This window comes from Streptomyces sp. NPDC048278, assembly GCF_040652195.1.
Lineage (GTDB): Bacteria > Actinomycetota > Actinomycetes > Streptomycetales > Streptomycetaceae > Streptomyces.
Map to the genome: position 1 here is coordinate 171,654 of NZ_JBEZLP010000003.1, position 23,573 is coordinate 195,226.

19 protein-coding genes are annotated in these 23,573 nt (G+C 71.0%); 10 read left to right on the plus strand and 9 right to left on the minus strand.

The features are described from left to right. Window positions 1-4 precede the first annotated feature (4 nt). The 3 genes from AB0D74_RS06990 to AB0D74_RS07000 all read left to right on the plus strand — a co-directional run bounded on the left by AB0D74_RS06990 (window position 5) and on the right by AB0D74_RS07000 (window position 3,914). On the plus strand, window positions 5-928 hold the full coding sequence (locus AB0D74_RS06990; protein ID WP_362581337.1) for an ABC transporter ATP-binding protein: 924 nt from the start codon (window positions 5-7) through the stop codon (window positions 926-928). Beyond that, entirely contained in the window at window positions 925-1,695 is a 771-nt protein-coding gene (locus tag AB0D74_RS06995; RefSeq protein ID WP_362581339.1) for an ABC transporter permease, read from the plus strand. The genes AB0D74_RS06990 and AB0D74_RS06995 overlap by 4 nt, the downstream gene beginning before the upstream one ends. A 77-nt stretch (window positions 1,696-1,772) precedes the next feature. After that, on the plus strand, window positions 1,773-3,914 hold the full coding sequence (locus AB0D74_RS07000; RefSeq protein WP_362581341.1) for a glycogen debranching N-terminal domain-containing protein: 2,142 nt from the start codon (window positions 1,773-1,775) through the stop codon (window positions 3,912-3,914). Here the strand turns inward: AB0D74_RS07000 and AB0D74_RS07005 are convergent. Continuing rightward, window positions 3,854-5,116, minus strand: a complete 1,263-nt coding sequence (locus tag AB0D74_RS07005; RefSeq protein ID WP_362581342.1) for a glycosyltransferase family 4 protein — start codon at window positions 5,114-5,116, stop codon at window positions 3,854-3,856. The two genes, AB0D74_RS07000 and AB0D74_RS07005, sit on opposite strands and share 61 nt — an antisense overlap. 244 nt (window positions 5,117-5,360) lie before the next feature. Between AB0D74_RS07005 and AB0D74_RS07010 the strand changes: the two genes are divergently transcribed. Then, window positions 5,361-7,979, plus strand: coding sequence for a tetratricopeptide repeat protein (locus AB0D74_RS07010; RefSeq protein ID WP_362581344.1), 2,619 nt, complete (start codon window positions 5,361-5,363; stop codon window positions 7,977-7,979). Between the two features lie 49 nt (window positions 7,980-8,028). Then, the gene (locus AB0D74_RS07015) at window positions 8,029-9,048 is read left to right on the plus strand and encodes a COX15/CtaA family protein (protein WP_362581346.1); all 1,020 of its coding nucleotides are present in this window, start codon (window positions 8,029-8,031) and stop codon (window positions 9,046-9,048) included. Between the two features lie 55 nt (window positions 9,049-9,103). Here AB0D74_RS07015 and AB0D74_RS07020 read toward each other — a convergent pair whose 3' ends face one another. The 3 genes from AB0D74_RS07020 to AB0D74_RS07030 all read right to left on the minus strand — a co-directional run bounded on the left by AB0D74_RS07020 (window position 9,104) and on the right by AB0D74_RS07030 (window position 11,714). Continuing rightward, window positions 9,104-10,210, minus strand: a complete 1,107-nt coding sequence (locus AB0D74_RS07020) for an amidohydrolase family protein (protein WP_362581348.1) — start codon at window positions 10,208-10,210, stop codon at window positions 9,104-9,106. Between the two features lie 168 nt (window positions 10,211-10,378). Beyond that, window positions 10,379-10,705, minus strand: coding sequence for a hypothetical protein (locus tag AB0D74_RS07025; protein WP_362581349.1), 327 nt, complete (start codon window positions 10,703-10,705; stop codon window positions 10,379-10,381). 55 nt (window positions 10,706-10,760) lie between these two features. Next, complete coding sequence (locus tag AB0D74_RS07030) at window positions 10,761-11,714, minus strand: heme o synthase (protein ID WP_362581351.1); 954 nt, start codon at window positions 11,712-11,714, stop codon at window positions 10,761-10,763. A gap of 388 nt (window positions 11,715-12,102) precedes the next feature. On the opposite strand from AB0D74_RS07030, the gene tkt reads away from it, so the two are divergent. Genes tkt through pgl form a run of 5 tightly spaced genes read left to right on the plus strand, consistent with a single transcriptional unit; the run spans window position 12,103 to window position 18,733 of the window. After that, on the plus strand, window positions 12,103-14,190 hold the full coding sequence (gene tkt, locus AB0D74_RS07035; protein WP_362581353.1) for a transketolase: 2,088 nt from the start codon (window positions 12,103-12,105) through the stop codon (window positions 14,188-14,190). A gap of 32 nt (window positions 14,191-14,222) precedes the next feature. Continuing rightward, entirely contained in the window at window positions 14,223-15,341 is a 1,119-nt protein-coding gene (tal, locus tag AB0D74_RS07040) for a transaldolase (RefSeq protein ID WP_362581355.1), read from the plus strand. 4 nt (window positions 15,342-15,345) lie between these two features. Next, on the plus strand, window positions 15,346-16,869 hold the full coding sequence (gene zwf / locus AB0D74_RS07045; RefSeq protein ID WP_362581357.1) for a glucose-6-phosphate dehydrogenase: 1,524 nt from the start codon (window positions 15,346-15,348) through the stop codon (window positions 16,867-16,869). After that, entirely contained in the window at window positions 16,866-17,954 is a 1,089-nt protein-coding gene (gene opcA, locus AB0D74_RS07050; protein WP_362581359.1) for a glucose-6-phosphate dehydrogenase assembly protein OpcA, read from the plus strand. The genes zwf and opcA overlap by 4 nt, the downstream gene beginning before the upstream one ends. Further along, the gene (pgl, locus tag AB0D74_RS07055; protein ID WP_362581361.1) at window positions 17,951-18,733 is read left to right on the plus strand and encodes a 6-phosphogluconolactonase; all 783 of its coding nucleotides are present in this window, start codon (window positions 17,951-17,953) and stop codon (window positions 18,731-18,733) included. The genes opcA and pgl overlap by 4 nt, the downstream gene beginning before the upstream one ends. Before the next feature lie 62 nt (window positions 18,734-18,795). On the opposite strand, the gene pgi is transcribed toward pgl, so the two are convergent. The 5 genes from pgi to tpiA form a co-directional block, all read right to left on the minus strand. Beyond that, window positions 18,796-20,448: a glucose-6-phosphate isomerase gene (gene pgi / locus AB0D74_RS07060; protein ID WP_362581363.1), complete on the minus strand. Its 1,653-nt coding sequence runs from the start codon at window positions 20,446-20,448 to the stop codon at window positions 18,796-18,798. A 71-nt stretch (window positions 20,449-20,519) separates the two neighbouring features. Next, on the minus strand, window positions 20,520-21,713 hold the full coding sequence (locus AB0D74_RS07065; protein ID WP_362581919.1) for an MFS transporter: 1,194 nt from the start codon (window positions 21,711-21,713) through the stop codon (window positions 20,520-20,522). Between the two features lie 184 nt (window positions 21,714-21,897). Next, window positions 21,898-22,233 carry an RNA polymerase-binding protein RbpA gene (locus AB0D74_RS07070; RefSeq protein WP_003976875.1) on the minus strand — a complete coding sequence of 112 codons (336 nt, stop codon included), beginning with the start codon at window positions 22,231-22,233 and terminating at the stop codon, window positions 21,898-21,900. 211 nt (window positions 22,234-22,444) lie between these two features. Then, a complete protein-coding gene (gene secG, locus AB0D74_RS07075; RefSeq protein WP_362581921.1) occupies window positions 22,445-22,675 on the minus strand; it encodes a preprotein translocase subunit SecG in 231 nt (76 codons plus the stop codon). Window positions 22,676-22,792: 117 nt separating this feature from the next. Beyond that, complete coding sequence (tpiA, locus tag AB0D74_RS07080; RefSeq protein ID WP_362581365.1) at window positions 22,793-23,569, minus strand: triose-phosphate isomerase; 777 nt, start codon at window positions 23,567-23,569, stop codon at window positions 22,793-22,795. Window positions 23,570-23,573: the final 4 nt, after the last annotated feature.

The window sequence follows — 23,573 nt, forward strand, 5'->3', positions numbered from 1 at the left end:
CACCATGCGAAGTGAGCCGGTGGTCCAGGTGCGGGACCTGGTGAAGCGGTACGGCGCCAAGACCGCTGTGGACGGCCTCGATCTGTCCGCCGAGGCGGGCGTGACCGCCGTACTCGGCCCCAACGGGGCGGGCAAGACGACCACGATCGAGACCTGTGAGGGGTACCGCAAGCCGGATTCCGGCACGGTGCGCGTCCTGGGCCTCGATCCTGTACGGCAGTCGGCCGAGCTGCGCCCCAGAGTCGGCGTGATGCTCCAGTCCGGGGGCGTCTACTCGGGCGCCCGCGCCGACGAGATGCTGCGGCACGTGGCGAAGCTGCACGCGCATCCGCTGGACGTGGACGCGCTGATGGAGCGGCTGGGCCTCGGCAGCTGCGGCCGGACGTCGTACCGCCGCCTCTCCGGCGGCCAGCAGCAGCGCCTCGCGCTCGCCATGGCCGTGGTCGGCCGCCCCGAACTGGTCTTCCTCGACGAGCCGACGGCCGGCCTCGACCCGCAGGCCCGCCACGCCACCTGGGACCTGGTCCGGGACCTGCGCGCGGACGGCGTCTCGGTCATCCTCACCACGCACTACATGGAGGAGGCCGAGCAGCTCGCCGACGACGTCGCGATCATCGACGCCGGCCGGGTGATCGCCCAGGGCTCCCCCGAACAGCTGTGCAAGGGCGGCGCCGAGAACACCCTGCGGTTCACCGGCCGCCCCGGCCTCGACGTCGGCTCCCTCCTCAAGGCGCTGCCGGCCGACTCCACGGCGGCCGAGCTGACCCCGGGCTCCTACCGGGTCGCCGGCAAGGTCAACCCGCAGCTGCTGGCCACGGTGACCTCGTGGTGCGCCCAGCACGGCGTGATGCCCGACCGCATCTCGGTCGAACGCCACACGCTTGAGGACGTGTTTTTGGAGCTGACCGGCAAGGAGTTGCGCTCATGACCACCGCGACCGACACCTTCACCCCGAGGCCGGGCGCCGCCCCGCTCCCCCGCATGATCGCGGCGCAGGCGGCCCTGGAGACCAGGATGCTGCTGCGCAACGGCGAGCAACTGCTCCTGACGGTCGTGATCCCGACGCTGATCCTGGTGCTCTTCAGCTCGGTGGACATCGTCGACACGGGCAAGGGCAGCTCGGTCGACTTCCTGGCCCCCGGCGTCCTCGCCCTCGCCGTCATGTCCACGGCCTTCACCGGCCAGGCCATCGCGACGGGCTTCGAACGCCGCTACGGCGTCCTCAAGCGGCTCGCCTCGTCCCCGCTCCCCCGCTGGGGCCTGATGACGGCCAAGACGGCGTCGGTCCTGGTCACCGAGGTCCTCCAGGTGCTCCTCCTGACGGCGATCGCCCTCGCCCTCGGCTGGTCCCCGCACGGCAACCCCCTCGCTGTCCTGCTCCTCCTGGTCCTCGGCACGGCCGCGTTCTCCGGCCTCGGCCTGCTGATGGCGGGCACCCTCAAGGCGGAGGCGACCCTGGCCGCCGCCAACCTGGTGTTCCTGCTCCTGCTCGTCGGCGGCGGGGTCATCGTCCCCCTCGACAAGTTCGGCGGCGCGCAGTCGGCCCTCGGCCTGCTCCCCATCTCGGCCCTGTCGGACGGCCTGCGGGACGTGCTCCAGCACGGCGCGGCGATGCCCTGGGGCGACCTGGGGATCCTCGCGGTGTGGGCGGTGGTGGGGCTGGGGGCGGCCGGGAGGTTCTTCCGCTGGGAGTGACAGGCGCACGGTAGCGGAGCGGCAGCCACCGCTGGGCCATGTGAGTGACGTTCGTGCCCAGCGGGAAAAGACGCTCCGTGTACGAGTCGGCGGAACTCCCCAGCGCTCTCCAACCGTTGCTGCACGACGTCGTGATGTGCGTGGCGGCCCCGGCCTTCGTGGCATCGCCGCGGGACGGACAGTTGCGTGGCCGCCGGGCGGAGGGCTTCTACGGCCATGACCGCAGGCTTCTGCACACGGCCTGCCTGCTGATCGACGGACGCGAACCCGAGCCGATCGGCGTACAGCCGCTGGGCCCCGACCGGGTCCGCTTCACCTCGGTCCACCGCTACCAGGGCGACCCGACCGACGATCCCACCCTGATCGTCGAGCGGGTGCGGGTCGCGGGCCAGGGCGAGTTCATCCAGGTGCGCAACGTCGGTACGGTCGTCCGTCCGCTCCGCGTGGAACTGGCGCTGGCGACCGACCTCGCGGACATCGCCGACGTCAAGCAGGGCCGGCCCACGCCCACCGTGCCGTGCACCGTCTCCGCGGACGGCGGCGGCCTGGGCTGGCAGGGCCCGGCGGGCCGAGCCGAAGTCCGTGCGGTGGCCGAGGCCGGGGCGTCGGAGGTTCCGCAGGTCACGGACGGGCCGGAGGGCGGTACCTTCGGCTGGCCCTGGATCGTGCTGCGACCCGGCGAGGACTGGCACGCCCGGGTCAGCGTGACCGGCGGCGCCGTCCCCACCCCGCCCGGCCACCCGGGCGCCCCCCGGTCCCCGGTTCCCTGGGCCGAACCCCGGGTGGCGGGCGACCCGCGGCTGGTGGCACTGGTCCGCCGGGGCCTCGACGACCTGGGGGCACTGCGGCTCGCGGATCCCGAACGCGGAACGCGAACGGCGGGCGGCGCCGAGGACCAGTTCATCGCGGCGGGCTGTCCCTGGTACCTGACGCTGTTCGGCCGCGACTCGATCTGGTCGGCGCGCATGATGCTGCCGCTGGGCACCGACCTGGCCCGCGGCACCCTGTGGGCCCTCGCGCGGCGCCAGGGCACGGCCCACGACGTGTTCCGGGAGGAGGCACCCGGCCGCATTCTCCACGAGCTGCGCCCGGCCGACGCCGAACACGGCCATGGCCTGCGTCTTCCCTCCCGCTACTACGGCTCGGTGGACGCGACCCCGCTGTTCGTGTCGCTCCTGGTGGACGCGTGGCACTGGGGGCTGCCGACGGAGGAGGTCGAAGCGCTGCTGCCGTACGCCGAGCGCGCCATGGAGTGGGTGCTGGCGACCTGCGCCGGGGACGAGGACGGGTTCCTGCGCTACTACCCGCGGTCCGGCGGGCTGCGCCACCAGTCGTGGAAGGACAGCGAGGACGCGGTCCGGGACGCGACCGGCCGCCATATCGAACCGCCGCTGGCACTCTGCGAGGTGCAGGGATACGCCTACCAGGCGGCGACGGGACTGGCCGACCTGCTGTCGGCCCGCGGCCGTCACGACGCCGGCGTGCGGCTCCGTACCTGGGCGGACGCGCTGCGCAAACACTTCGCCGACACCTTCTGGGTGCCGGTCCGGCACGGTCCGGCCCCGCGGTACGTGGCGATCGCCGTGGGCCGGGGTCTGGAGGCGGTCAGCGGCCCCGCCTCCAACATGGGCCAGCTGCTCTCCACCGGCATCCTGGACGCCGACGGCTGCCGGGACGTGGCTGCCTGGCTCGCCTCACCCGAACTGAACTCCGGCTGGGGGCTGCGCAGCCGCTCCGGCGCTCTGCCGGGCTTCAACCCGCTGAGCTACCACAACGGTTCGGTCTGGACGCACGACACGGCGATCGCGATCCAGGGCCTCGCCACGGCGGGCTGCCACGAGGAGGCGTACGCCCTGACGACCGGACTGCTCGACGCGGCGAGCCACTTCGCGTACCGGATGCCGGAACTGTACGGCGGCGACAGCCGCACCCCGGGAGCCCCCGCTCCGCTCGCCTATCCCGCCGCCTGCCGTCCGCAGGGCTGGTCCGCCGCGTCGGGGGTGGCCCTGCTCGGCGCCCTGCTGGGGCTCCGCCCGGATGCCACGCAGCGCGTCCTCCATGTCGCCCCGATGGTCCAGGACCTCTCCCGCGCCGCACCGCTGCTGCGCGGGGTCGAGGGCATCCGCCTGGCAGGACGGAGCATCGCCGTCCGTACGGATCACCCGGCGGACGGGGTCTCGGTCGAGGGGCTGCCCGAGGGATGGCACGTGGCCTCCTGACGCCGCCGGAACGGAAGACCCGAGCACTTCTCGTAGGCCAGCAGCAAGGAGGGCAGACAACGACTCGCCAAGTCGAATTCCGCCACGACACGCTTCCGCGCCGCATTGCCGACCGTGCGTGCCAGGCTCGGCGAGCGGAGCAGTTCGGTGAGGTGACGGGCGAGCGCGTCCGCATCGCCGGGCGGTACGAGGAACCCGGTCGAGCCGTCCCGGCCCACTCCCTCGGCGAGGCCGCCCACGTCGGTGGCGACCACGGGGCGTGCCGAACACATCGCCTCCAGCGCCGCGAGGCCCATGGGCTCGGCGAACGTCGAGGGACAGACCACGACCCGCGCGCGCCGGTACAGCTCGTGCATTCCGTCCACGCCCGCCCGGTCGAAACTCACACGGTCCGCGACGTTCAAATCCTTGGCAAGCCGGGTCACGTCATCTCTGAAACCGACCTTTTCACCATGGAAATCAACCGAATTCGGTGTGTCCATCAGAACAAGGCGAGGGCGCACCGAAAGGTTTTCGTTCAGGACCCGGCGCATGGCCTGTACGGCCATCAGCGCTCCCTTGTCGGGAATGAGGCGGGCCGGCAGCAGAATGAGCGCCTCGTCGTCCGGTGCCGGATCGGCGAGTTCCGGAACCCGGAGAAAAGATTCGGCGTCGATGCCGAGATACATGAGTTCCGCGCCCTCCACCCCGAGATCCTCCGTGCAGGCGTCACGGAGGAAGCCGGAGACCGCGAAGTGCGCGTCGAACTCACCGCACGCCCGGGCCAGGGCCACGCTCTCGGGGTCACGCCAGATGCTGTGGTACGTGTGCAGCAGCACCAGGTCCAGGTCGGCTCTGAGGTCGAGCAGCGCCTCGGCCGGTGCCGCCGAGAAGTGGTGGAGATTGTGGCCGTGGACCAACCGGATCTCCCTGCGGGCCAGTTCACCCCTGAACCACGTGCGCAGTTCAGCCCGCTCGGGAGCGCCTCCGGCCGCCCGGGACAGGTCGAGCCCCGGATGCCGCAGCACCTCGACCCCGCCCTCCGGGGGCGTCCGGACGTCCGAGGTCCCGGTGAACACCGTCACCCGGTACCCGCTTCTGGCAAGCAGCCTGGAGCAGTTCCAGAGGTACGACTCCACGCCGCCGACCGTCGGCGGGAACGCCCAGTGGACGAAGGCGACGTTCAGCGCCTTCGGGGTCCGTCGATCCGACTCCTGCCACATTGCCGCCTCCGGGCACCCTTGCCACCGTGCTCGGGCCACACCCGGTGAACGGCAGAACAGACTTGCGCAGGCCGGGATGTTATTCCACCGACCGGCCCCGAACTGATGGTTTCAACGAACCGGTTACCGATTGGTTGCACGGCCGAGAAGTAGGGAAAACAGAAGATTCGACGACATTCGCTCTGAACGTGGGTCGAATCCCACGACAGTGGCGTGGCTTCGGGGGAACCACATGCGCGCTTGGGTGATCACTGTCTCCGCGGGGGCGGGAACCGGAACGACCGCGTTCGTGGCGGTGGCCGTGAAAGCCGCCGATTCCGGGGGCGCGCTGCTGTGGGGGCTGTCCGTGGCCGCGGGGCTGGTCGCGGGCCTGGCCGGCGGCATCGCCGCGCAGGTCGCCCGCAGATCGGGCCCGGACCTCCTGCCGGACATGCCGACGAGCGCGTCCCAGGGGCCGCCGCACAACCTGCCCGTCCTCAGCATGTACTTCACCGGCCGCACCGCCGAGACCGAACGCATCGTGGGTGTGCTGCGGAGCCCGGACCGCGGACGCCGCCGGGACGAACGGCCGGTGCCCCGGGTCTGCGTGCTGTACGGGGCGACCGGTGCCGGCAAGTCCCAGCTCGCCGTGGCCTACGCCCGCGACCAGTTGGACCGGCACTCCCTGACCTGGTGGCTCAACGCCTCGGGGCCCGACGCGCTGCGCACGGAGCTGCTGGAGTTCGCCCAGTACGTGGGCATCCACGACCAGGAGAGCAAGAACGTCGTCCTCATGAACCTGTGGCGCTGGCTGCGCGACCAGCGCGGCTGGCTGCTCGTCTACGACGGCTGGCCCGCCTACGAGGACGCGCTGCGCAGCCTGTTGCCCTCGGAGGGCGACGGCGAGGTGCTGATCACCACCCAGCAGAACCAGGGGTGGGACGGCCTGCGCGCGAGCCCCATCGAGCTCCGGGTCTTCCCGGAGGACGAGGGCATCGAGTTCCTCCGAAAGCGCTTCGGCATCGAGCCGGAAGAGGCCTCGGAACAGGATCTGGAGGCCTTCACCCGGCTCGGCCGCCAGCTCGGCTGGCTGCCGCTGGCCCTCGAACAGGCGGCGGCCTACATCGTCCAGGCGGAGACGACGGTGGCCGAGTACCTGCGCGACCTGCCCGGTGGAGCCTCGGTCGAGGACACCTTCCGGCTCGCCATCTCCCGCATCTCGGAGACCTCTCCCGCCGCGGTGGATCTGCTGCGGCTGTGTACGTTCCTCGCCTCGGAGGACGTCCAGAAGGCCACGCTGATGCAGTTCCGGTCGGTCCTCCCGGTCCGGCTGCGGACGGTGATGGCCGACCCGGTCACCTTCAACCGCGCCGTTCTGCTGCTGGTGGACCACTCCCTGCTGACGCGCAGCGGGGACTGGCGCGACGGCTCCGCCGCCTACGGCATGCACCCACGCGTCCAGACCCTGATCCACGACGGGCTGAGCCTGGCCGAGCGCCTGGAGTGGTCCCAGGCGGCGGTAAGGCTCGTGGAGGCCTGCTTCCCCACGACTCCGGACCTGCTGGCCTCCAGGCCGGTCTGCGAACGGCTGATGCCGCACGTCGAGGCCGTCATCGAGAAGCTCACCTGGGGCGACGACGCCGACGGCGGGCTCGGCGCGTCCCAGGACCCCGAGGCGCTGGCCCGGCTGCTGCACCGCGTCGGCGCCTATCAGGAGCACCGTTGCGACTGGGTGCGTTCCCTGGACTTCTTCCAGCGGGAGGCCGAGCTGCGCGAGATCGGCAACGGCGACCTCCTCGGCCGCGCGACGGCGCGGTACGCCGTGGCCCGTCAGCACTATCTCCTGGCCGGGCTGGACGATGCCGAGCGGGAGTGCCGCCGTGCCCTCCAGCTGTGCGACGACCGCGAGGAGGAGGCGTTCCTGCGGTTACGGGCCCACTGCCAGCGGCAGCTGGGAGGCATCATGCGCGAGCACAACCGTTTCCCCGAGGCGCTGCGCGCGGTCCGGACCGCGGTCGGGATCTACGAGGGGCAGGCGTGGCGGGAGGAGAGCCTCGACTGGGCCGTCGCCGAGCAGGAGACCGGGCTGATCCACCGGAACGCGGGGCGCCTCACCGAGGCCACCCGGCACTACCTGCGGGCGGAGGAGTGCATACCGACCAGGGGCAACCAGGAGCCCCCCGACTACACCGTGTTCCGGGCCATGCTCCAGCGCGACCTGGGCATCGTCGCCCAGGACAGAGGGCAGCTGGAACAGGCGGAGACCATGCTCACCGAGGCCCTGACGGTGTTCGGCGCCCATCGGGGACCGGAGGACTTCGAGACGGCCCAGATCGCCAAGTTCCTGTCGGACGTGCTGCGCCGGCGCAGCGAGAGCCACAAGGAGCAGGCCCGCCGGAGCCTGCGCCTGCTGCACCGCCGCGACCTGAGCCGCAGGGCCCGCGCCGAACTGGACCGGGCCGAGCGGCTCCTCGGTCCGGTGGTGGAGCTGCACCGCAAACGCAGCGAGGCGGAGGAGCACAAGTACGCGGCCTGCCTCAACAAGCTCGGCTCCTTACGGCTCGCGCAGGGGCGGCCGGCCCAGGCGCGGCGGACGCTGGAGCAGGCCGAGGCGATCTACCTGCGCCTCTACGGCGAGCGGCACTACTACCGCGCCAAGTCCCTGACCCGGCTCGGTCCGGTGCTGCGCGCCCAGGGCGACGGCGGCGCCGCGGAGCGCGTGCTCCGGGAGGCGGACGGGATATTCCGGGCGGCCCTCGGCGACGACCATCCCGCGTTGATGGCCGTGTGCGAGCACCTGTCCGACTGCGCCTCGGACCGCGGCGACCACGAGGAGGCCGACCGGCTCAGGCGGGAGTCGGACCGCATCCGGCGGTTGTTGTGACCCACGACGACCCGACCCTCGTGAACGCATGCACAAGCGGCCCCCTACGATGGTGCCCGTGCCAAAGCTGACCCCCGCCGACCTCGTAGCGGCCGTGCGCAACCCGCTCGCCTTCATCGCCGACCGCTGGACCCCGGATCCCCGGACCGTCCGCCGTGCGGCCCTCGCCGCGCTCGTCATGTCGGTGGTCATCGTGGTCACCGGCGGCGCGGTGCGGCTCACCGGGTCCGGGCTCGGCTGCCCGACCTGGCCCGAGTGCACCGACGGCTCGCTGACCCCGACCGACGCGCTGAGCTACCACAGCGCCATCGAGTTCACGAACCGCATGCTGACCTACGTGCTGTGCGCGGCGGTCGGCTGGGCGATCATCGCGGCCCGCTCCCAGAAGCCGTTCCGGCGCAGCCTGACCCGGCTGGGCTGGGCGCAGTTCTGGCTCGTGATGAGCAACGCGATCCTGGGCGGCATCGTGGTGCTCGTCGGCCTCAACCCGTACACCGTCGCCGCGCACTTCCTGCTGGCGACCGCCCTCATCACGGTCGCCGCCCTGATGTGGCAGCGCACCCGCGAGGGCGACGGGGAGCCGCGCCCGCTGGTCGGCAAGGCCGTGCAGCAGCTGGTGTGGGCCCTGGTGGCCGTGACCCTGCTGCTCGTCACCGCCGGCACGGTGGTGACCGGCGCGGGACCGCACCCGGGCGACTCCGGTGACGTCGAGCGCATCGCCGTCAGCTGGTCGGGCGTCGCGGAGCTGCACGCGGTGTTCGCCTGGATCGTGGTGTCGCTGACCTTCGCGCTGTGGTTCTTCCTCAAGGGCGTCGGCGCGCCCCAGGGGCCGCGGGACCGCGTCCGCGAGCTGTTCCTGATCCTGCTCGGGCAGGGCGTGATCGGCTATGTCCAGTACTTCACGCACCTGCCGACGGTCCTGGTCGGCCTGCACATGTTCGGCTCCTGCCTGGTCTGGATCGGCGTGCTCCGGGTCCTGCTGTCGCTGCGCGAACGCGCCGAGGTCGCGGCCGACGTGCCCGCTCAGGCGTACGACGCCGTGAGCGCGTCGATCGCCGGACCCAAGTAGTCCCGGGCCGGCCGGGCCCGGCCGGCCCGACAGTTCTCGGCTCAGTCCGGACAGCTCACTCCAGCCCGTACACCCGTTTCGCGTTCTCCGCCGCGATCAGCCTGGCCACGCGTTGGGCGTCGCCGAGCGACCACGCCTCCTCGGCGACCCAGGTGCCCAGCACCCGGGCGAGGGACTCGCGGAAGAGGCGGGCGCCGACCACGTGCAGCTCGGGGAGGCCGTGGGCGCCGCTGGAGAAGAGGATCTTGCCGAAGGGGGCCAGTTCCAGGATCTCGGCGAGGATCGTCGCGGCCCGGGCGCCGGTGCGGATGAGGGCCGCGCCCGAGTCGGCGTACACGTGCGGGAAGACGCCGGCGAGGTGGGCGGCGTGGCGGTGGTAGGGGTAGCCGTGCAGGAGGACCAGGTCGGTGCCGAGGCCGGCGGTGGCGCGGACGAAGTCGGTGAGCAGGACCGGGTCGGTGCGGTCGATGCGGGCGCCGGGCTCGCCGAGGCCCGCGTGCAGCTGGAGCGGGAGGCCGGAGGCCACGGCGATCCAGAGCAGGTGCCGCAGCAGGACCGGGTCGGTCAGCTCGCCGCCCACCCGGCGGGCGGCCAGCCAGCGGCCGGCCGCGCCTCTGACCTCACCGGGACCGGGGGGTTCGGGGGCCAGTGCCAGGCCGTGCCGGAGACCGGCGACGGAGGTGAAGGCGACCGCGTTGGCCGCCGCGCCGTGCACCGACTCGGCGAGGTTGGCGAGGAACGCCTCGACGGTGCCGGAGGTGTCGGCGACCTGTTCGGCGAGGAGTTCCAGGCGGACGATCTCGCGGGCCGCCGCGGCGCCGGTCGAGGCCATCTCGTCGGGGCCGGTGAGGTCGCCGGGCAGGCCGGTGTCGACGAGGTAGGTGGTGATGCCGCTGCCGCGCAGGAGGCGACGGCCGGCCTCCAGGACGCCGAGTTCGCGGCGCCGGGCCAGGTAGCGGGCCGGGGCGCAGTGGGGTTCCAGGCCGAGGAGCGGGGGGCACCAGCGCCGTACGGCGAAACCGGTCTGGGTGTCGAAGAGGGTGGTGCCGGCGGCCGGGGGGCCTTCGGTGCGGGCGAGCTGGGCCTCGAAGGTGCCGAGGCCGAGTTCCGTACGGAGGACGCCGTGGCAGTACTGGTCCACCAGGGACGGCGTGTCGATCATCCGGGCTCCCCGTGGACGACGGTTGCTTAACCGTCTTAACGGGGGAACCGGGATGGAGGTCGCGGGGTGCGGTAGTTGTTCGACCACCAGCCGGTGGGGGTTGATCGCGCAGTTCCTCCCCCAGCCTTCGGCCGGGGGTACCCCCAGCGCCCCCGAGGGGCGCGCTGTTCAGCCGCCGATCTGAATGCCGGCCATGCGCTTCCATTCGTACGGGCCCGTCGTCACCTTCGCCGCGAACTCGCCGTCGAAGGACTCGTGGACCGTGATGCCGGACTTGGCTACGGCCTGTTCGGCGATCTCGTACGTCGGGGCGACCAGGTCGCCCCAGCCGCCGTCCTCGCCGACGAGGACGATACGGGCGCCGCGTTCGCCGATGTAGGCCACCTGGCCCTCGGCGCCGCCGTGGGCCTTGGCGAAGGTGCTGATCTGCTTGGCGAGGCGCGCGACCTTGCGCTCGGCCTTCTGGTCCGCCTCAACCTGCTGCGTGTCTGCCATGGACAGGATGCTACCGACGGGTAGATCGATTGGCGACGGAGGGGCGGAGTGACCCCTACCTCAGGAAGGGGTCCACGGCGACGGCCACGAAGAGCAGCGAGACATAGGTGATGGACCAGTGGAACAGCCGCATCTCCTTGAGCTTCCCGCCCGACACCTCGGCCTTCGCGCGGTGCTGCAGAGCGTGCGCCTCCCACAGCCACCAGCCGCCCGCCGCGAGCGCGACCAGCGTGTAGAACCAGCCGGTGTAGCCGAGGGGGGTGAGCAGGAGGGAGACGGCGACCATCACCCAGCTGTAGATGACGATCTGCTTGGCGACCACCTTGTTGGAGGCGATGACCGGCAGCATCGGCACGCCCACGCGCGCGTAGTCGTCCTTCACCTTCATGGAGAGCGGCCAGTAGTGCGGCGGCGTCCAGAAGAAGATGACGAGGAAGAGGATGAGCGGCGCCCAGGAGAGCGAGTCGGTGACGGCCGACCAGCCGATCAGCACCGGCATGCAGCCGGCGATGCCGCCCCACACGATGTTCTGCGAGGTACGGCGCTTGAGGATCATCGTGTAGACGACGACGTAGAAGAGCAGCGCTCCGAGTGACAGCCAGGCGCTCAGCCAGTTGACGGTGAGGCCGAACAGCAGGGTGGAGACCACCGCCAGGGAGATACCGAAGGCGAGGCATTCGCGCGGGCTGACCATGCCGGTCACCAGCGGACGCTGCGAGGTGCGGTCCATCAGCGCGTCGATGTCGCGGTCGATGTACATGTTCAGCGCGTTGGCGCCGCCCGCGGACAGGTAGCCGCCGAGGCAGGTGAGCAGCACCAGCCTCAGGTCGGGTACACCCCGCTGCGCCAGGAACATCACCGGAACGGTGGTGATGAGCAGCAGCTCGATGATCCGTGGCTTGGTCAGCGCCACGAAAGCTTTGACACGGGCCCCGAACGGCCGGTGACTCGGGCTCTCGCTCGCACCGAGTACCCCCGCTGGACGGGATTCGACGGCCGTCACGCACACCCCTGACAGAGACTCCCAGCGAGCCCGCCGTGTGAACTCACGGTAAAGGCTCGCGCGTACCACGCCACTTTAGACGTTGCCCATACCCCGACCTTCGCGGGGGTGGGGTCGTGTTGGGAGGCGTCTCGGGAGAGGGGTGACGTGGCTCGATTGAGCAGTCAGATGAGCGGCTGCGTATTCAACTGCATTCGTGTGCCGACATGCCTTCTCGGCCAGTCGGGAGGCGGATCCCCGAGAGTCCCGGCAGTCTGGAAACACTCGAAAAAATGCACGTCCTTACGGGGGTAGGCTCGACAACGGCCGGTGGGCACCCAGTGCACCGGCAGCCGGTGCGGGCGTGTGCCCGGGGACCGGTAACCGAACATGTGGAGAGGAGCCCTGACCCAGGGTGAGCACCAAGCCGACCACCACAGACCTCGACTGGACCGAGTTGGACCAGCGGGCCGTAGACACCGCCCGCGTCCTGGCCGCCGATGCCGTACAGAAGGTCGGCAACGGCCATCCGGGTACGGCGATGAGCCTGGCGCCGGCCGCGTACACCCTCTTCCAGAAGGTGATGCGGCACGACCCGTCCGACCCCGACTGGGTGGGCCGCGACCGCTTCGTGCTGTCCGCCGGTCACTCGTCGCTGACCCTCTACACGCAGCTCTACCTGGCCGGCTTCGGTCTGGAGCTGGAAGACCTCGAAGCCTTCCGCACCTGGGGCTCGAAGACGCCGGGCCACCCGGAGTACGGCCACACCAAGGGCGTGGAGACCACCACGGGTCCGCTGGGCCAGGGTGTCGCCAACGCGGTGGGCATGGCCATGGCCGCCCGCTACGAGCGCGGTCTGTTCGACCCGGACGCACCGCAGGGCGAGTCGCCGTTCGACCACTTCGTCTACTGCATCGCGGGTGACGGCTGCCTCCAGGAGGGCATCTCCGCCGAGGCGTCCTCGATGGCCGGCCACCAGAAGCTCGGCAACCTGGTCCTGCTGTGGGACGACAACCACATCTCGATCGAGGGCGACACCGAGACGGCCGTCTCCGAGGACACCGTCAAGCGGTTCGAGGCCTACGGCTGGCACGTGCAGCGGATCGCCCCGAAGCCGGACGGCGACCTGGACCCGCACGCCATCTACAACGCGATCGAGGCCGCGAAGAAGGTGACGGACAAGCCGTCCTTCATCGCGATGCGCTCGATCATCGCCTGGCCCGCCCCGAACGCGCAGAACACCGAGGCCGCCCACGGCTCGGCGCTGGGCGCGGACGAGGTCGCGGCCACCAAGCGCGTCCTCGGCTTCGACCCGGAGAAGAACTTCGACGTCGCCGAGGAGGTCATCGCCCACACCCGGCAGGCCGGGGAGCGCGGTGCCGCGGCGAAGGCCGAGTGGGAGAAGTCGTTCCAGCTGTGGCGGGACAACAACGCCGAGCGGGCCGCCGAGTTCGACCGGATCGCCGCGGGCGAGCTGCCCAAGGGCTGGGAGGAGAAGATCCCGGTCTTCGAGCCCGGCAAGGGCGTCGCGACCCGTGCCGCCTCCGGCAAGGTCCTCCAGGCCCTCGGTGCCGTGATCCCCGAGCTGTGGGGCGGCTCCGCCGACCTCGCCGGGTCGAACAACACGACCATCGACAAGAACAGCTCGTTCCTGCCGGCGGACAACCCGCTGCCGGGCGCGAACCCCTACGGCCGGACCATCCACTTCGGTATCCGCGAGCACTCCATGGCCGCGGAGATGAACGGCATCACCCTGCACGGCAACACCCGTGTCTACGGCGGTACGTTCCTCGTCTTCTCCGACTACATGCGCAACTCGGTGCGGCTGTCGGCGCTGATGCACCTGCCGGTGACGTACGTGTGGACCCACGACTCCATCGGTCTCGGCGAGGACGGCCCCACCCACCAGCCGGTCGAGCACCTCGCCTCGCTGCGTGCCATCCCGGGCCTGAACGTGGTCCGCCCGGCCGACGCCAACGAGACCGCGATCGCCTGGCGCGAGATCCTCCGCCGCTACACGAAGGTGTTCGGCAAGGGCGCCCCGCACGGCCTGGCGCTGACCCGTCAGGGCGTGCCGGTGTACGAGTCGAACGAGGACACGGTCAAGGGCGGCTACGTCCTGTTCGAGGCGTCCGGCGGGACCCCCGAGGTCATCCTCATGGCGACCGGCTCCGAGGTGCACGTCGCCGTCGAGGCGCGCGAGCGGCTGGAGGCCGACGGCGTGCCCACGCGCGTCGTGTCCATGCCGTGCGTGGAGTGGTTCGAGGAGCAGGACCAGGGGTACCGGGACAGCGTCCTGCCGCCGTCCGTGAGGGCTCGGGTCTCGGTCGAGGCCGGCATCGGTCTCACCTGGCACAAGTACGTCGGGGACGCCGGCCGCATCGTTTCCCTGGAGCACTTCGGTGCTTCCGCCGACGGCAAGGTGCTCTTCCAGGAGTTCGGCTTCACTGCCGAGAACGTGGCCGCCAAGGCCAGGGAATCCATCGCCGCCGCCCAGCGCTGACGCTTTATACGACACGTAGGAGATGTAATTCCATGACAGACGCACTCAAGCGCCTCTCCGACGAAGGCGTCGCGATCTGGCTGGACGACCTGTCGCGCAAGCGGATCACGTCCGGCAACCTCGCCGAGCTGATCGACCAGCAGCACGTCGTGGGCGTCACCACCAACCCGACGATCTTCCAGAAGGCGATCTCTTCGGGCGACGGCTACCAGCAGCAGGTCTCCGACCTCGCCGCCCGCAAGGTCACCGTCGAAGAGGCCATCCGCATGATCACCACGGCGGACGTCCGCGACGCCGCCGACATCCTGCGCCCGGTGTTCGACGCGACCGACGGCCAGGACGGCCGCGTGTCGATCGAGGTCGACCCGCGCCTCGCCCACAACACCAAGGCGACCGTCGCCGAGGCCAAGCAGCTGGCCTGGCTGGTGGACCGCCCCAACACGCTCATCAAGATCCCGGCCACCGAGGCGGGTCTGCCGGCGATCGCCGAGGTCATCGGCCTCGGCATCAGCGTCAACGTGACGCTGATCTTCTCGCTGGAGCGTTACCGCAAGGTCATGGACGCCTACCTGACCGGCCTGGAGAAGGCCAAGGAGCGCGGCCTCGACCTCTCGCTCATCCGTTCGGTGGCGTCGTTCTTCGTGTCCCGCGTGGACACCGAGATCGACAAGCGCCTGAACGACCTGGGCACCGACGACGCCAAGGCGCTGCGCGGCAAGTCCGCCGTGGCCAACGCCCGGCTCGCCTACCAGGCGTACGAGGAGGTCTTCTCCTCGGACCGCTGGACCGCCCTGGAGTCCGCGGGCGCCCGCAAGCAGCGCCCGCTGTGGGCCTCCACCGGCGTCAAGGACCCGGCGTACAAGGACACCCTGTACGTCGACGACCTGGTCGCGCCGAACACGGTCAACACCATGCCGGAGGCCACCCTCCTCGCGGTCGAGGACCACGGCGGCATCACCGGCGACACGATCACCGGCACGTACGAGCAGGCCCGCGCCGACCTCGACGCCGTCGAGGCGCTCGGGATCTCGTACGACGACGTGGTCCAGGTACTGGAGGACGAGGGCGTCGAGAAGTTCGAGGCGTCCTGGAACGACCTGCTCAAGTCGACCCAGGCGGAGCTGGAGCGCCTGGCCCCCTCGGAGGGCTGACATCTTGTCAAGCAGCAACCCGCTGCGTGACCCCGCCGACCGACGGCTCCCGCGTATCGCGGGGCCGTCGGGTCTGGTCATCTTCGGCGTCACGGGCGACCTCTCCCGTAAGAAGCTCATGCCCGCCGTCTACGACCTCGCCAACCGGGGTCTGCTGCCGCCGGGCTTCTCCCTGGTCGGCTTCGCCCGCCGTGAGTGGGCCCACGAGGACTTCGCCGCCGAGGTCCACGACGCCGTCAAGGACCACGCGCGCACCCCGTTCCGCGAGGAGGTCTGGCAGCAGCTCATCCAGGGGATGCGCTTCGTCCAGGGCACCTTCGACGACGACGACGCGTTCGAGCGGCTGCGCTCCACCATCGAGGAACTCGACAAGGCACAGGGCACGGGCGGCAACTTCGCCTTCTACCTGTCCGTGCCGCCGCGCTCCTTCCCGGTGGTCATCCAGCAGCTGAAGAAGCACGGGCTGGCCGACCAGTCCGGCGGCTCCTGGCGGCGCGCGGTCATCGAGAAGCCCTTCGGCCACGACCTGAAGTCGGCCGAGGAGCTCAACAAGGTCGTGCACGAGGTGTTCGAACCGGACCAGGTGTTCCGGATCGACCACTACCTCGGCAAGGAGACCGTCCAGAACATCCTGGCGCTGCGCTTCGCCAACACCATGTACGAGCCGATCTGGAACCGGTCCTTCGTGGACCACGTGCAGATCACCATGGCCGAGGACATCGGTATCGGCGGCCGGGCCGGCTACTACGACGGCATCGGCTCGGCCCGTGACGTCATCCAGAACCACCTGCTCCAGCTGATGGCCCTGACCGCCATGGAGGAGCCGGCCTCCTTCGACGCGGACGCGCTGGCCGCGGAGAAGGAGAAGGTGCTCGGCGCGGTACGGCTGCCGAAGGACCTGGGCGCCTCGACCGTGCGCGGCCAGTACGCGGCCGGCTGGCAGGGCGGCGAGAAGGTCATCGGCTACCTCGAAGAGGACGGCATCGACTCCAGGTCGAAGACCGACACCTACGCCGCGGTGAAGCTAGAGATCGACAACCGCCGCTGGGCGGGCGTCCCCTTCTACCTGCGCACCGGCAAGCGGCTCGGCCGCCGGGTCACCGAGATCGCGGTGGTCTTCCAGCGGGCCCCGCACTCCCCCTTCGACCACACGGCGACGGAGGAGCTGGGCCAGAACGCGATCGTCATCCGCGTCCAGCCCGACGAGGGCATCACGGTCCGCTTCGGCTCCAAGGTGCCCGGCACCTCGATGGAGATCCGGGACGTCTCGATGGACTTCGCCTACGGCGAGTCGTTCACCGAGTCCTCGCCCGAGGCGTACGAGCGGCTGATCCTGGACGTCCTGCTGGGCGACTCCAACCTCTTCCCGCGCACGGAGGAGGTCGAGCTGTCCTGGAAGATCCTCGACCCGATCGAGGAGCACTGGGACACGCACGGCAGGCCCGCCCAGTACAAGTCCGGCACCTGGGGCCCCGCCGAGGCCGACGAGATGCTGGCACGAGACGGACGGAGCTGGCGCCGCCCATGAAGATAGACCTCACGGACACCACGGCCGGCAAGGTCAACAAGGCGCTGGTGCAGGGCCGCCGGGCCATCGGCACGCCCGCCGTGGGCATGGTGCTCACCCTCGTCATCGTCACCGACGAGGAGAACGCGTACGACGCCCTGAAGGCCGCCGGTGACGCCTCGCACGAGCACCCCTCGCGCACCCTGGTCGTCATCAAGCGCGTCTCCCGCTCCCCCCGCGACCGCACGGCGTCCCGCCTGGACGCCGAGGTCCGGGTGGGCGCGGACGCGGGCTCCGGCGAGACCGTGATCCTGCGGCTGCACGGCGAGGTCGCCGACCACGCCGACTCGGTGGTGCTGCCGCTGCTGCTGCCGGACGCGCCGGTCGTCGTCTGGTGGCCGGTGAACGCCCCGCTCGACCCGGCGCAGGACCCCCTGGGCGCCCTCGCCCAGCGCCGGGTCACCGACACCTACTCCTCCGAGCAGCCGGTACGGGAGCTGTCCGCCCGCGCGGACGCCTACACCCCCGGCGACACGGACCTGTCCTGGACCCGGATCACGCCCTGGCGCTCGATGCTGGCGGCGGCCCTGGACCAGGTGGTCTGCGAGGTCAAGGCCGTCGAGGTGGAGGGCGAGGAGTTCAACCCGAGCTGTGAGCTGCTGGCGATGTGGCTCGCGGACCGGCTGGACGTCCCCGTCAAGCGCTCCCTGTCGGCCGGCCCGGGCCTGACCGCGGTCCGGCTCGCCACCAGCGAGGGCGCGATCGCGCTGGACCGCGCGGACGGTTCCCTCGCGACCCTGTCCATCGACGGCCAGCCCGACCGCGCGGTGGCGCTGAAGCGGCGCGACACGGCCGAGCTGATCGCGGAGGAGCTGCGCCGGCTCGACCCGGACGACACCTACGCGTCGGCGCTGCGGTTCGGCGTGGAGCGCCTGAACGCGTCGTCGGCTCCGGCAGCGCAGGACACCGCCTCGACGCCGGACCCGTTGCCCAAAGGAGAACCGGTCACCCACGCAGCAGCCCCCGCAGCCGCTGCCGCGGCTCCCACGACAGAAGCGGCACCGCAGGAACCGCCGCCGCTGAAGAAGAGGGCGAAGACGACATGAGCACTCCCCAGCTGGTCGTGCACCGCGACAAGGAACTGATGGCGCAGGCCGCCGCGGCCCGTCTGATCACGAAGATCGTGGACGCCCAGGCCTCCCGGGGCGAGGCGTCCGTGGTCCTCACGGGCGGTCGCAACGGCAACGGCCTGCTGGCCGCCCTGGCGGCGGCCCCGGCCCGGGACGCCATCGACTGGGGCCGGCTCGACCTCTGGTGGGGCGACGAACGCTTCCTGCCCGAGGGCGACCCGGAGCGCAACGTCACCCAGGCCCGCGACGCCCTGCTCGACCAGGTCCCGGTGGACCCGAAGCGCGTGCACGCCATGCCCGCGTCGGACGGCCCCTGGGGCACGGACGTGGACGCGGCAGCCGAGTCCTACGCGGCGGAGCTGGCCGCCGCGGCCGACCCGGAGAACCACGGTCCGGTGCCCACCTTCGACGTCCTGATGCTGGGCGTCGGGCCGGACACCCACGTGGCCTCGCTCTTCCCGGAGCTGCCCGCGGTCCGCGAGACGGAACGCACGGTGGTCGGCGTCCACGGCGCCCCCAAGCCGCCTCCGACCCGCGTCTCCCTCACCCTCCCCGCCATCCGCTCGGCCCGCGAGGTCTGGCTCCTGGCGGCGGGCGAGGACAAGGCCGAGGCCGTCGCCATCGCTCTCTCCGGCGCGGGCGAGATCCAGGCCCCGGCAGCAGGCGCCCAGGGCCGCCAACGCACCCTGTGGCTCCTGGACTCGACGGCGGCCTCCCAGCTGCCACGGTCGCTGTATCCGCCGGCTTCGGCGTGACGAAGCACTGACAGAGAACCCGTACGGCCCCGGCGGCCGTACGGGTTCTTTCTGTGTCCGGTCTAACGCCCGCGCAGCTCCCGGTACGTGGCCACCAGTGCCGTCGTGGACGCGTCCAGGCCGGGCACCTCGGTGCCCTCGGTCAGGGCGGGCTCGATGCGCTTGGCGAGCACCTTGCCCAGCTCCACGCCCCACTGGTCGAAGGAGTCGATGTTCCAGATCGCGCCCTGGGTGAAGACCTTGTGCTCGTAGAGGGCGACGAGCTGGCCGAGGACCGACGGGGTCAGCTCGCGGGCCAGGATCGTGGTGGTGGGGTGGTTGCCCTTGAAGGTGCGGTGGGCCACCTGCGCCTCGGCCACGCCCTCCGCGCGGACCTCCTCGGCGGTCTTGCCGAAGGCCAGCGCCTGGGTCTGGGCGAAGAAGTTCGCCATCAGCAGGTCGTGCTGGGCCTTGAGTTCACCGCTCAGCTCGGCGACCGGCTCGGCGAAGCCGATGAAGTCCGCCGGGATCAGCTTGGTGCCCTGGTGGATCAACTGGTAGTAGGCGTGCTGGCCGTTGGTGCCGGGCGTGCCCCAGACGACTGGGCCGGTCTGCCAGTCGACCTCCTTGCCGTCGCGCGCCACGTACTTGCCGTTGGACTCCATGTCCAGCTGCTGGAGGTAGGCGGTGAACTTGGAGAGGTAGTGGCTGTACGGCAGGACCGCGTGCGACTGGGCGTCGTGGAAGTTGCCGTACCAGATGCCCAGCAGGCCCAGCAGGAGGGGCACGTTGGCCTCGGCGGGGGCGGTGCGGAAGTGCTCGTCGACCAGGTGGAAGCCGTCGAGCATCTCGCGGAAGCGGTCCGGGCCGATGGCGATCATCAGGGAGAGGCCGATGGCGGAGTCGTAGGAGTAACGGCCGCCGACCCAGTCCCAGAACTCGAACATGTTGGCCGTGTCGATGCCGAAGTCCGACACCTTCTCGGCGTTCGTGGAGAGGGCCACGAAGTGCTTGGCGACCGCTTCCTGACCGGCCTTCAGCTCGGTGAGGAGCCAGTTGCGGGCGGAGGTGGCGTTGGTGATCGTCTCGATCGTGGTGAACGTCTTGGAGGCGATGATGAAGAGGGTCTCCGCCGGGTCCAGGTCGCGGGTGGCCTCGTGCAGGTCGGCGCCGTCGACGTTGGAGACGAAGCGGACCGTGAGATCGCGGTCGGTGAAACTGCGCAGCACCTCGTAGGCCATCGCCGGACCGAGGTCGGAGCCGCCGATGCCGATGTTGACGACGTTCCTGATGCGCCTGCCGGTGTGGCCGGTCCACTCGCCCGAGCGGACCCGCTCGGCGAAGTCGCTCATCTTGTCCAGGACCGCGTGCACCTGCGGCACCACGTTCTCGCCGTCGACCTCGACCACCGCGTCGCGCGGGGCGCGCAGGGCGGTGTGCAGGACCGCGCGGTTCTCGGTGACGTTGATCTTCTCGCCGCGGAACATGGCGTCCCGCAGGCCGAAGACGTCGGTGGCGGCGGCCAGCTCGCGCAGCAGCCGCAGCGTCTCGTCGTTGACCAGGTGCTTCGAGTAGTCGATGTGGAGGTCGCCGACCTGGAGGGTGTAGCCCGTGCCGCGTCCCGGGTCGGCCGCGAACAGGTCCCGCAGATGGGTCTCGGCGAGCTCCTCCCGGTGCTCGGCGAGCGCGGTCCACTCGGGCGTCTGGTTGAGCCTGGTACGGCCGTCTGCGTTCATTCCGACTTCAGCCTTCTTCCTTGCACCTGTCCTGATGCGTGCCTGTGCCGCCGCCGTTCCAACCTAGTTGATCAGCTCGGGGCACGGCCTGCCGTCGCGCTGTCCCGCGGCGCAACAACAGGTACGTCCGGCCGGCGCACCGGTATCAACGAGGTGACGGCCAGGCCGAAGAGGACGGCGGCCAGCAGCGCGGGCCCGTTCAGGCCGTAGGCTCCCGCGACGGCTCCGCCGAGGAGGGCGCCCAGTGGTGCGCCGGAGGTGGAGGCGGTGCGGAAGGCGGCGGCGATCCGGCCGGTCATCGACTCGGGGGCGCGTTGCTGCATCAGCGTGACCTGGTTGACGTTCCACACCATGTTCATCGCGCCGAGCAGCAGCATGCCGGCGACGAGCGCGCCGAGGTGCCGGACGGTGCCCATGAGCAGCAGGGACGACGTCTGGACGGTCCCGGCGACCAGCAGGGCCCGCACCCGGCCGGTGCGGCGGGCGATGCGCTGGGCGAGGAAGCCGCCGGTGATGCTGCCGGCCGAGTACGCGGTCATGGCCGCGGCGTATCCGGCGGTGCCCGCGTCCAGCCAGCGTGTGACGTGCAGCACGAGGGTGGCGATCAGGGCGCCCATGCCGACGTTGCAGAGCAGGGTGGCCACGCAGGTGGCCCGCAGGGCGCGGTCCTGCCACAGGGCGCGCAGCCCCTCGCCGATCTCCGTGCGCAGGGTGCTGCCGGCCGGGCGTGGCGCCCGCTCCGGCGGCCTGGTCCGGAGGGAGGCGACCAGGGCGGCGGCGGCCAGGTAGGTGCTCGCGTCGGCCGCGAAGGGCATGGCCGCGCCGGCCGTCAGGAGCAGCGGCACGAGCGGGGCGCCGAGCAGGCCGCCGGCGATCTGCTGGCCGGTCATCAGCCGGGCGTTGGCCCCGCCGAGGGCGTGCCGGTCGACCAGGGAGGGCAGCAGGGCCGTGGACGCGTTGTCGAAGAGTGTCTGCAGGGTGGTGAGCGCGAAGGCGAGCAGGAGCAGCAGCGGGATCGAGGCGTGACCGAGTGCCACGGCGAGCGCGAAGGCAGCGACGAGCAACCCTCGTACCGTGTCCACCGCCCACATGGCGCGCCGCTGGTCCACCCGGTCCGCGAGGGCACCGCCGAGCAGGCCGAACAGCAGCCACGGCGCATAGCCGCAGGCGGTCACCGAGGCGATGGCGAGCGGGTCGTCGGTCAGCCGGGCGGCCAGCAGGGGCAGCGCGGACGTCCGTAACGCGTCTCCGAACCGGGAGACCACGGCGGCCGTCCACAGCCGCCCGAATCCCCCGCGCCATGCGGGTGCCGCCTCGCTCTCCGTCACCGCCGCCCCCTCACGATTCGCCTATGCGCAAACCGTAGAGGGCGCCACTGACAACGGGCCGGGGCCGGCCGCGGAGACAGCTCCGGCCAGGCGCCCGCAGGCTCCCGGCCGGTCCCAACTTCTAGATCTCGCCCCGCAGTTTGGCGAGCGCCTCGGCGAGGATCGCCTCGCCGTCCGCGTCGCTGCGCCGCTCCCGTACGTACGCGAGGTGCGTCTTGTACGGCTCGGTGCGCGGCGGGTCCGGCGGGTTGTCCCGGTCCTGACCGGCCGGGAAGCCGCAGCGCGGGCAGTCCCAGGTCTCGGGCACCTGCGCGTCGCTGGCGAAGCTGGGCTGCGTCTCGTGCCCGTTGGAGCACCAGAAGGAGATGCGCAGACGCGGCGCGGACTCGCCGCGCTCGGCCTCGCCCATCGGCCCCGCCCCGACCCGGCTACCTCGGATCGCGTTGCCACTTGCCACGGTCGTAACTCCCTGCGTGATGGTGCCGCGAAGCGAGTCGGCGTGTCGCTTCGTTGCGAGCGCCTCAGTCTACGTAAGGCCCAACGCGCGTCCAGTGGTGGGAGTTACCGCCCCAGCACCTAGACGCAAGCCCCATGATAGGCCGCGCTCAGGTGCGCGTACCGAACATGGGGCCTTACGTACAGATTGTGCGTGTGTGGCGCGTCGCGGATCAGCTGTTCGTCTTCATCAGGAGGCCGAGGACGATGATGCACGCGAGCCACAGCAGACCGATCACCAGGGTGATCCGGTCCAGGTTCCGCTCGGCGACCGAGGAGCCGCCGACGGAGGACTGCATACCGCCACCGAACATGTCGGAGAGGCCGCCGCCCTTGCCCTTGTGCATCAGCACCAGCAGCATCAGCAGCAGGCTGAAGACGATCAGGGCGATCGAGAACCCCAAAACCACGGCTGGACCAACTCTCTCGGATTCGGATGAACGACGGGGACAAGGCAGCTGACCGCCTTGTCCCCGCAAGAGTACGACGGATCGTCCCCGGGGCCTACTCGCTCGCCCCGGTCACTGATCGCGGAAGCGCACGATCTTGACGAATTCGTCCGCGTCCAGCGAGGCACCGCCGACGAGGGCACCGTCGATGTCGGCCTGTGCCATGATCTCGGCCACGTTGCCGGCCTTGACGGAGCCGCCGTACTGGATGCGGACCTGGTCGGCCAGCTCCTGGCTGTACAGCTCGGCGAGCTTGGCGCGGATCGCGGCGCAGACCTCCTGGGCGTCCGCGGCGCCGCAGACCTTGCCGGTGCCGATGGCCCACACGGGCTCGTAGGCGATCACGACGGTCTCGGCCTGCTCGGCCGGGAGGTCCTTGAGACCGCCCTCGACCTGGGCGAGGGTGTGGGAGACGTGGTTGCCGGCCTCGCGGACGTCCAGCTCCTCGCCGACGCACAGGATCGGGGTCAGACCGTGCTTGTAGGCGGCCTTGACCTTGGCGTTCACGATCTCGTCGGTCTCGGCGTGGTACTGGCGGCGCTCGGAGTGGCCGATGACCGCGTACGTGCACTTCAGCTTGGCCAGCATGGGGCCGGAGATCTCGCCGGTGTAGGCGCCGGAGTCGTGTGCCGAGATGTCCTGGGCGCCGTACTTGATCTTGAGCTTGTCGCCGTCGACCAGGGTCTGCACGGAACGCAGGTCGGTGAAGGGCGGCAGGACGGCGACCTCGACGGCCTCGTAGTCCTTGTCGGCCAGGGCGAAGGCGAGCTTCTGGACGTGCGCGATGGCCTCGAGGTGGTTGAGGTTCATCTTCCAGTTGCCCGCCATGATCGGCGTGCGCGTGCTCATTGGG

What these genes read in the sequence shown, in the direction of transcription:
- AB0D74_RS06990 (WP_362581337.1), top strand. Translation starts at nt 5, where the DNA reads ATGCGAAGTGAGCCGGTGGTCCAGGTGCGGGACCTGGTGAAGCGGTAC.
- AB0D74_RS06995 (WP_362581339.1), top strand. Translation starts at nt 925, where the DNA reads ATGACCACCGCGACCGACACCTTCACCCCGAGGCCGGGCGCCGCCCCG.
- AB0D74_RS07005 (WP_362581342.1), bottom strand. Translation starts at nt 5,116, where the DNA reads ATGTGGCAGGAGTCGGATCGACGGACCCCGAAGGCGCTGAACGTCGCC.
- AB0D74_RS07015 (WP_362581346.1), top strand. Translation starts at nt 8,029, where the DNA reads ATGGTGCCCGTGCCAAAGCTGACCCCCGCCGACCTCGTAGCGGCCGTG.
- AB0D74_RS07020 (WP_362581348.1), bottom strand. Translation starts at nt 10,210, where the DNA reads ATGATCGACACGCCGTCCCTGGTGGACCAGTACTGCCACGGCGTCCTC.
- AB0D74_RS07025 (WP_362581349.1), bottom strand. Translation starts at nt 10,705, where the DNA reads ATGGCAGACACGCAGCAGGTTGAGGCGGACCAGAAGGCCGAGCGCAAG.
- tal (WP_362581355.1), top strand. Translation starts at nt 14,223, where the DNA reads ATGACAGACGCACTCAAGCGCCTCTCCGACGAAGGCGTCGCGATCTGG.
- opcA (WP_362581359.1), top strand. Translation starts at nt 16,866, where the DNA reads ATGAAGATAGACCTCACGGACACCACGGCCGGCAAGGTCAACAAGGCG.
- pgl (WP_362581361.1), top strand. Translation starts at nt 17,951, where the DNA reads ATGAGCACTCCCCAGCTGGTCGTGCACCGCGACAAGGAACTGATGGCG.
- pgi (WP_362581363.1), bottom strand. Translation starts at nt 20,448, where the DNA reads ATGAACGCAGACGGCCGTACCAGGCTCAACCAGACGCCCGAGTGGACC.
- tpiA (WP_362581365.1), bottom strand. Translation starts at nt 23,569, where the DNA reads ATGAGCACGCGCACGCCGATCATGGCGGGCAACTGGAAGATGAACCTC.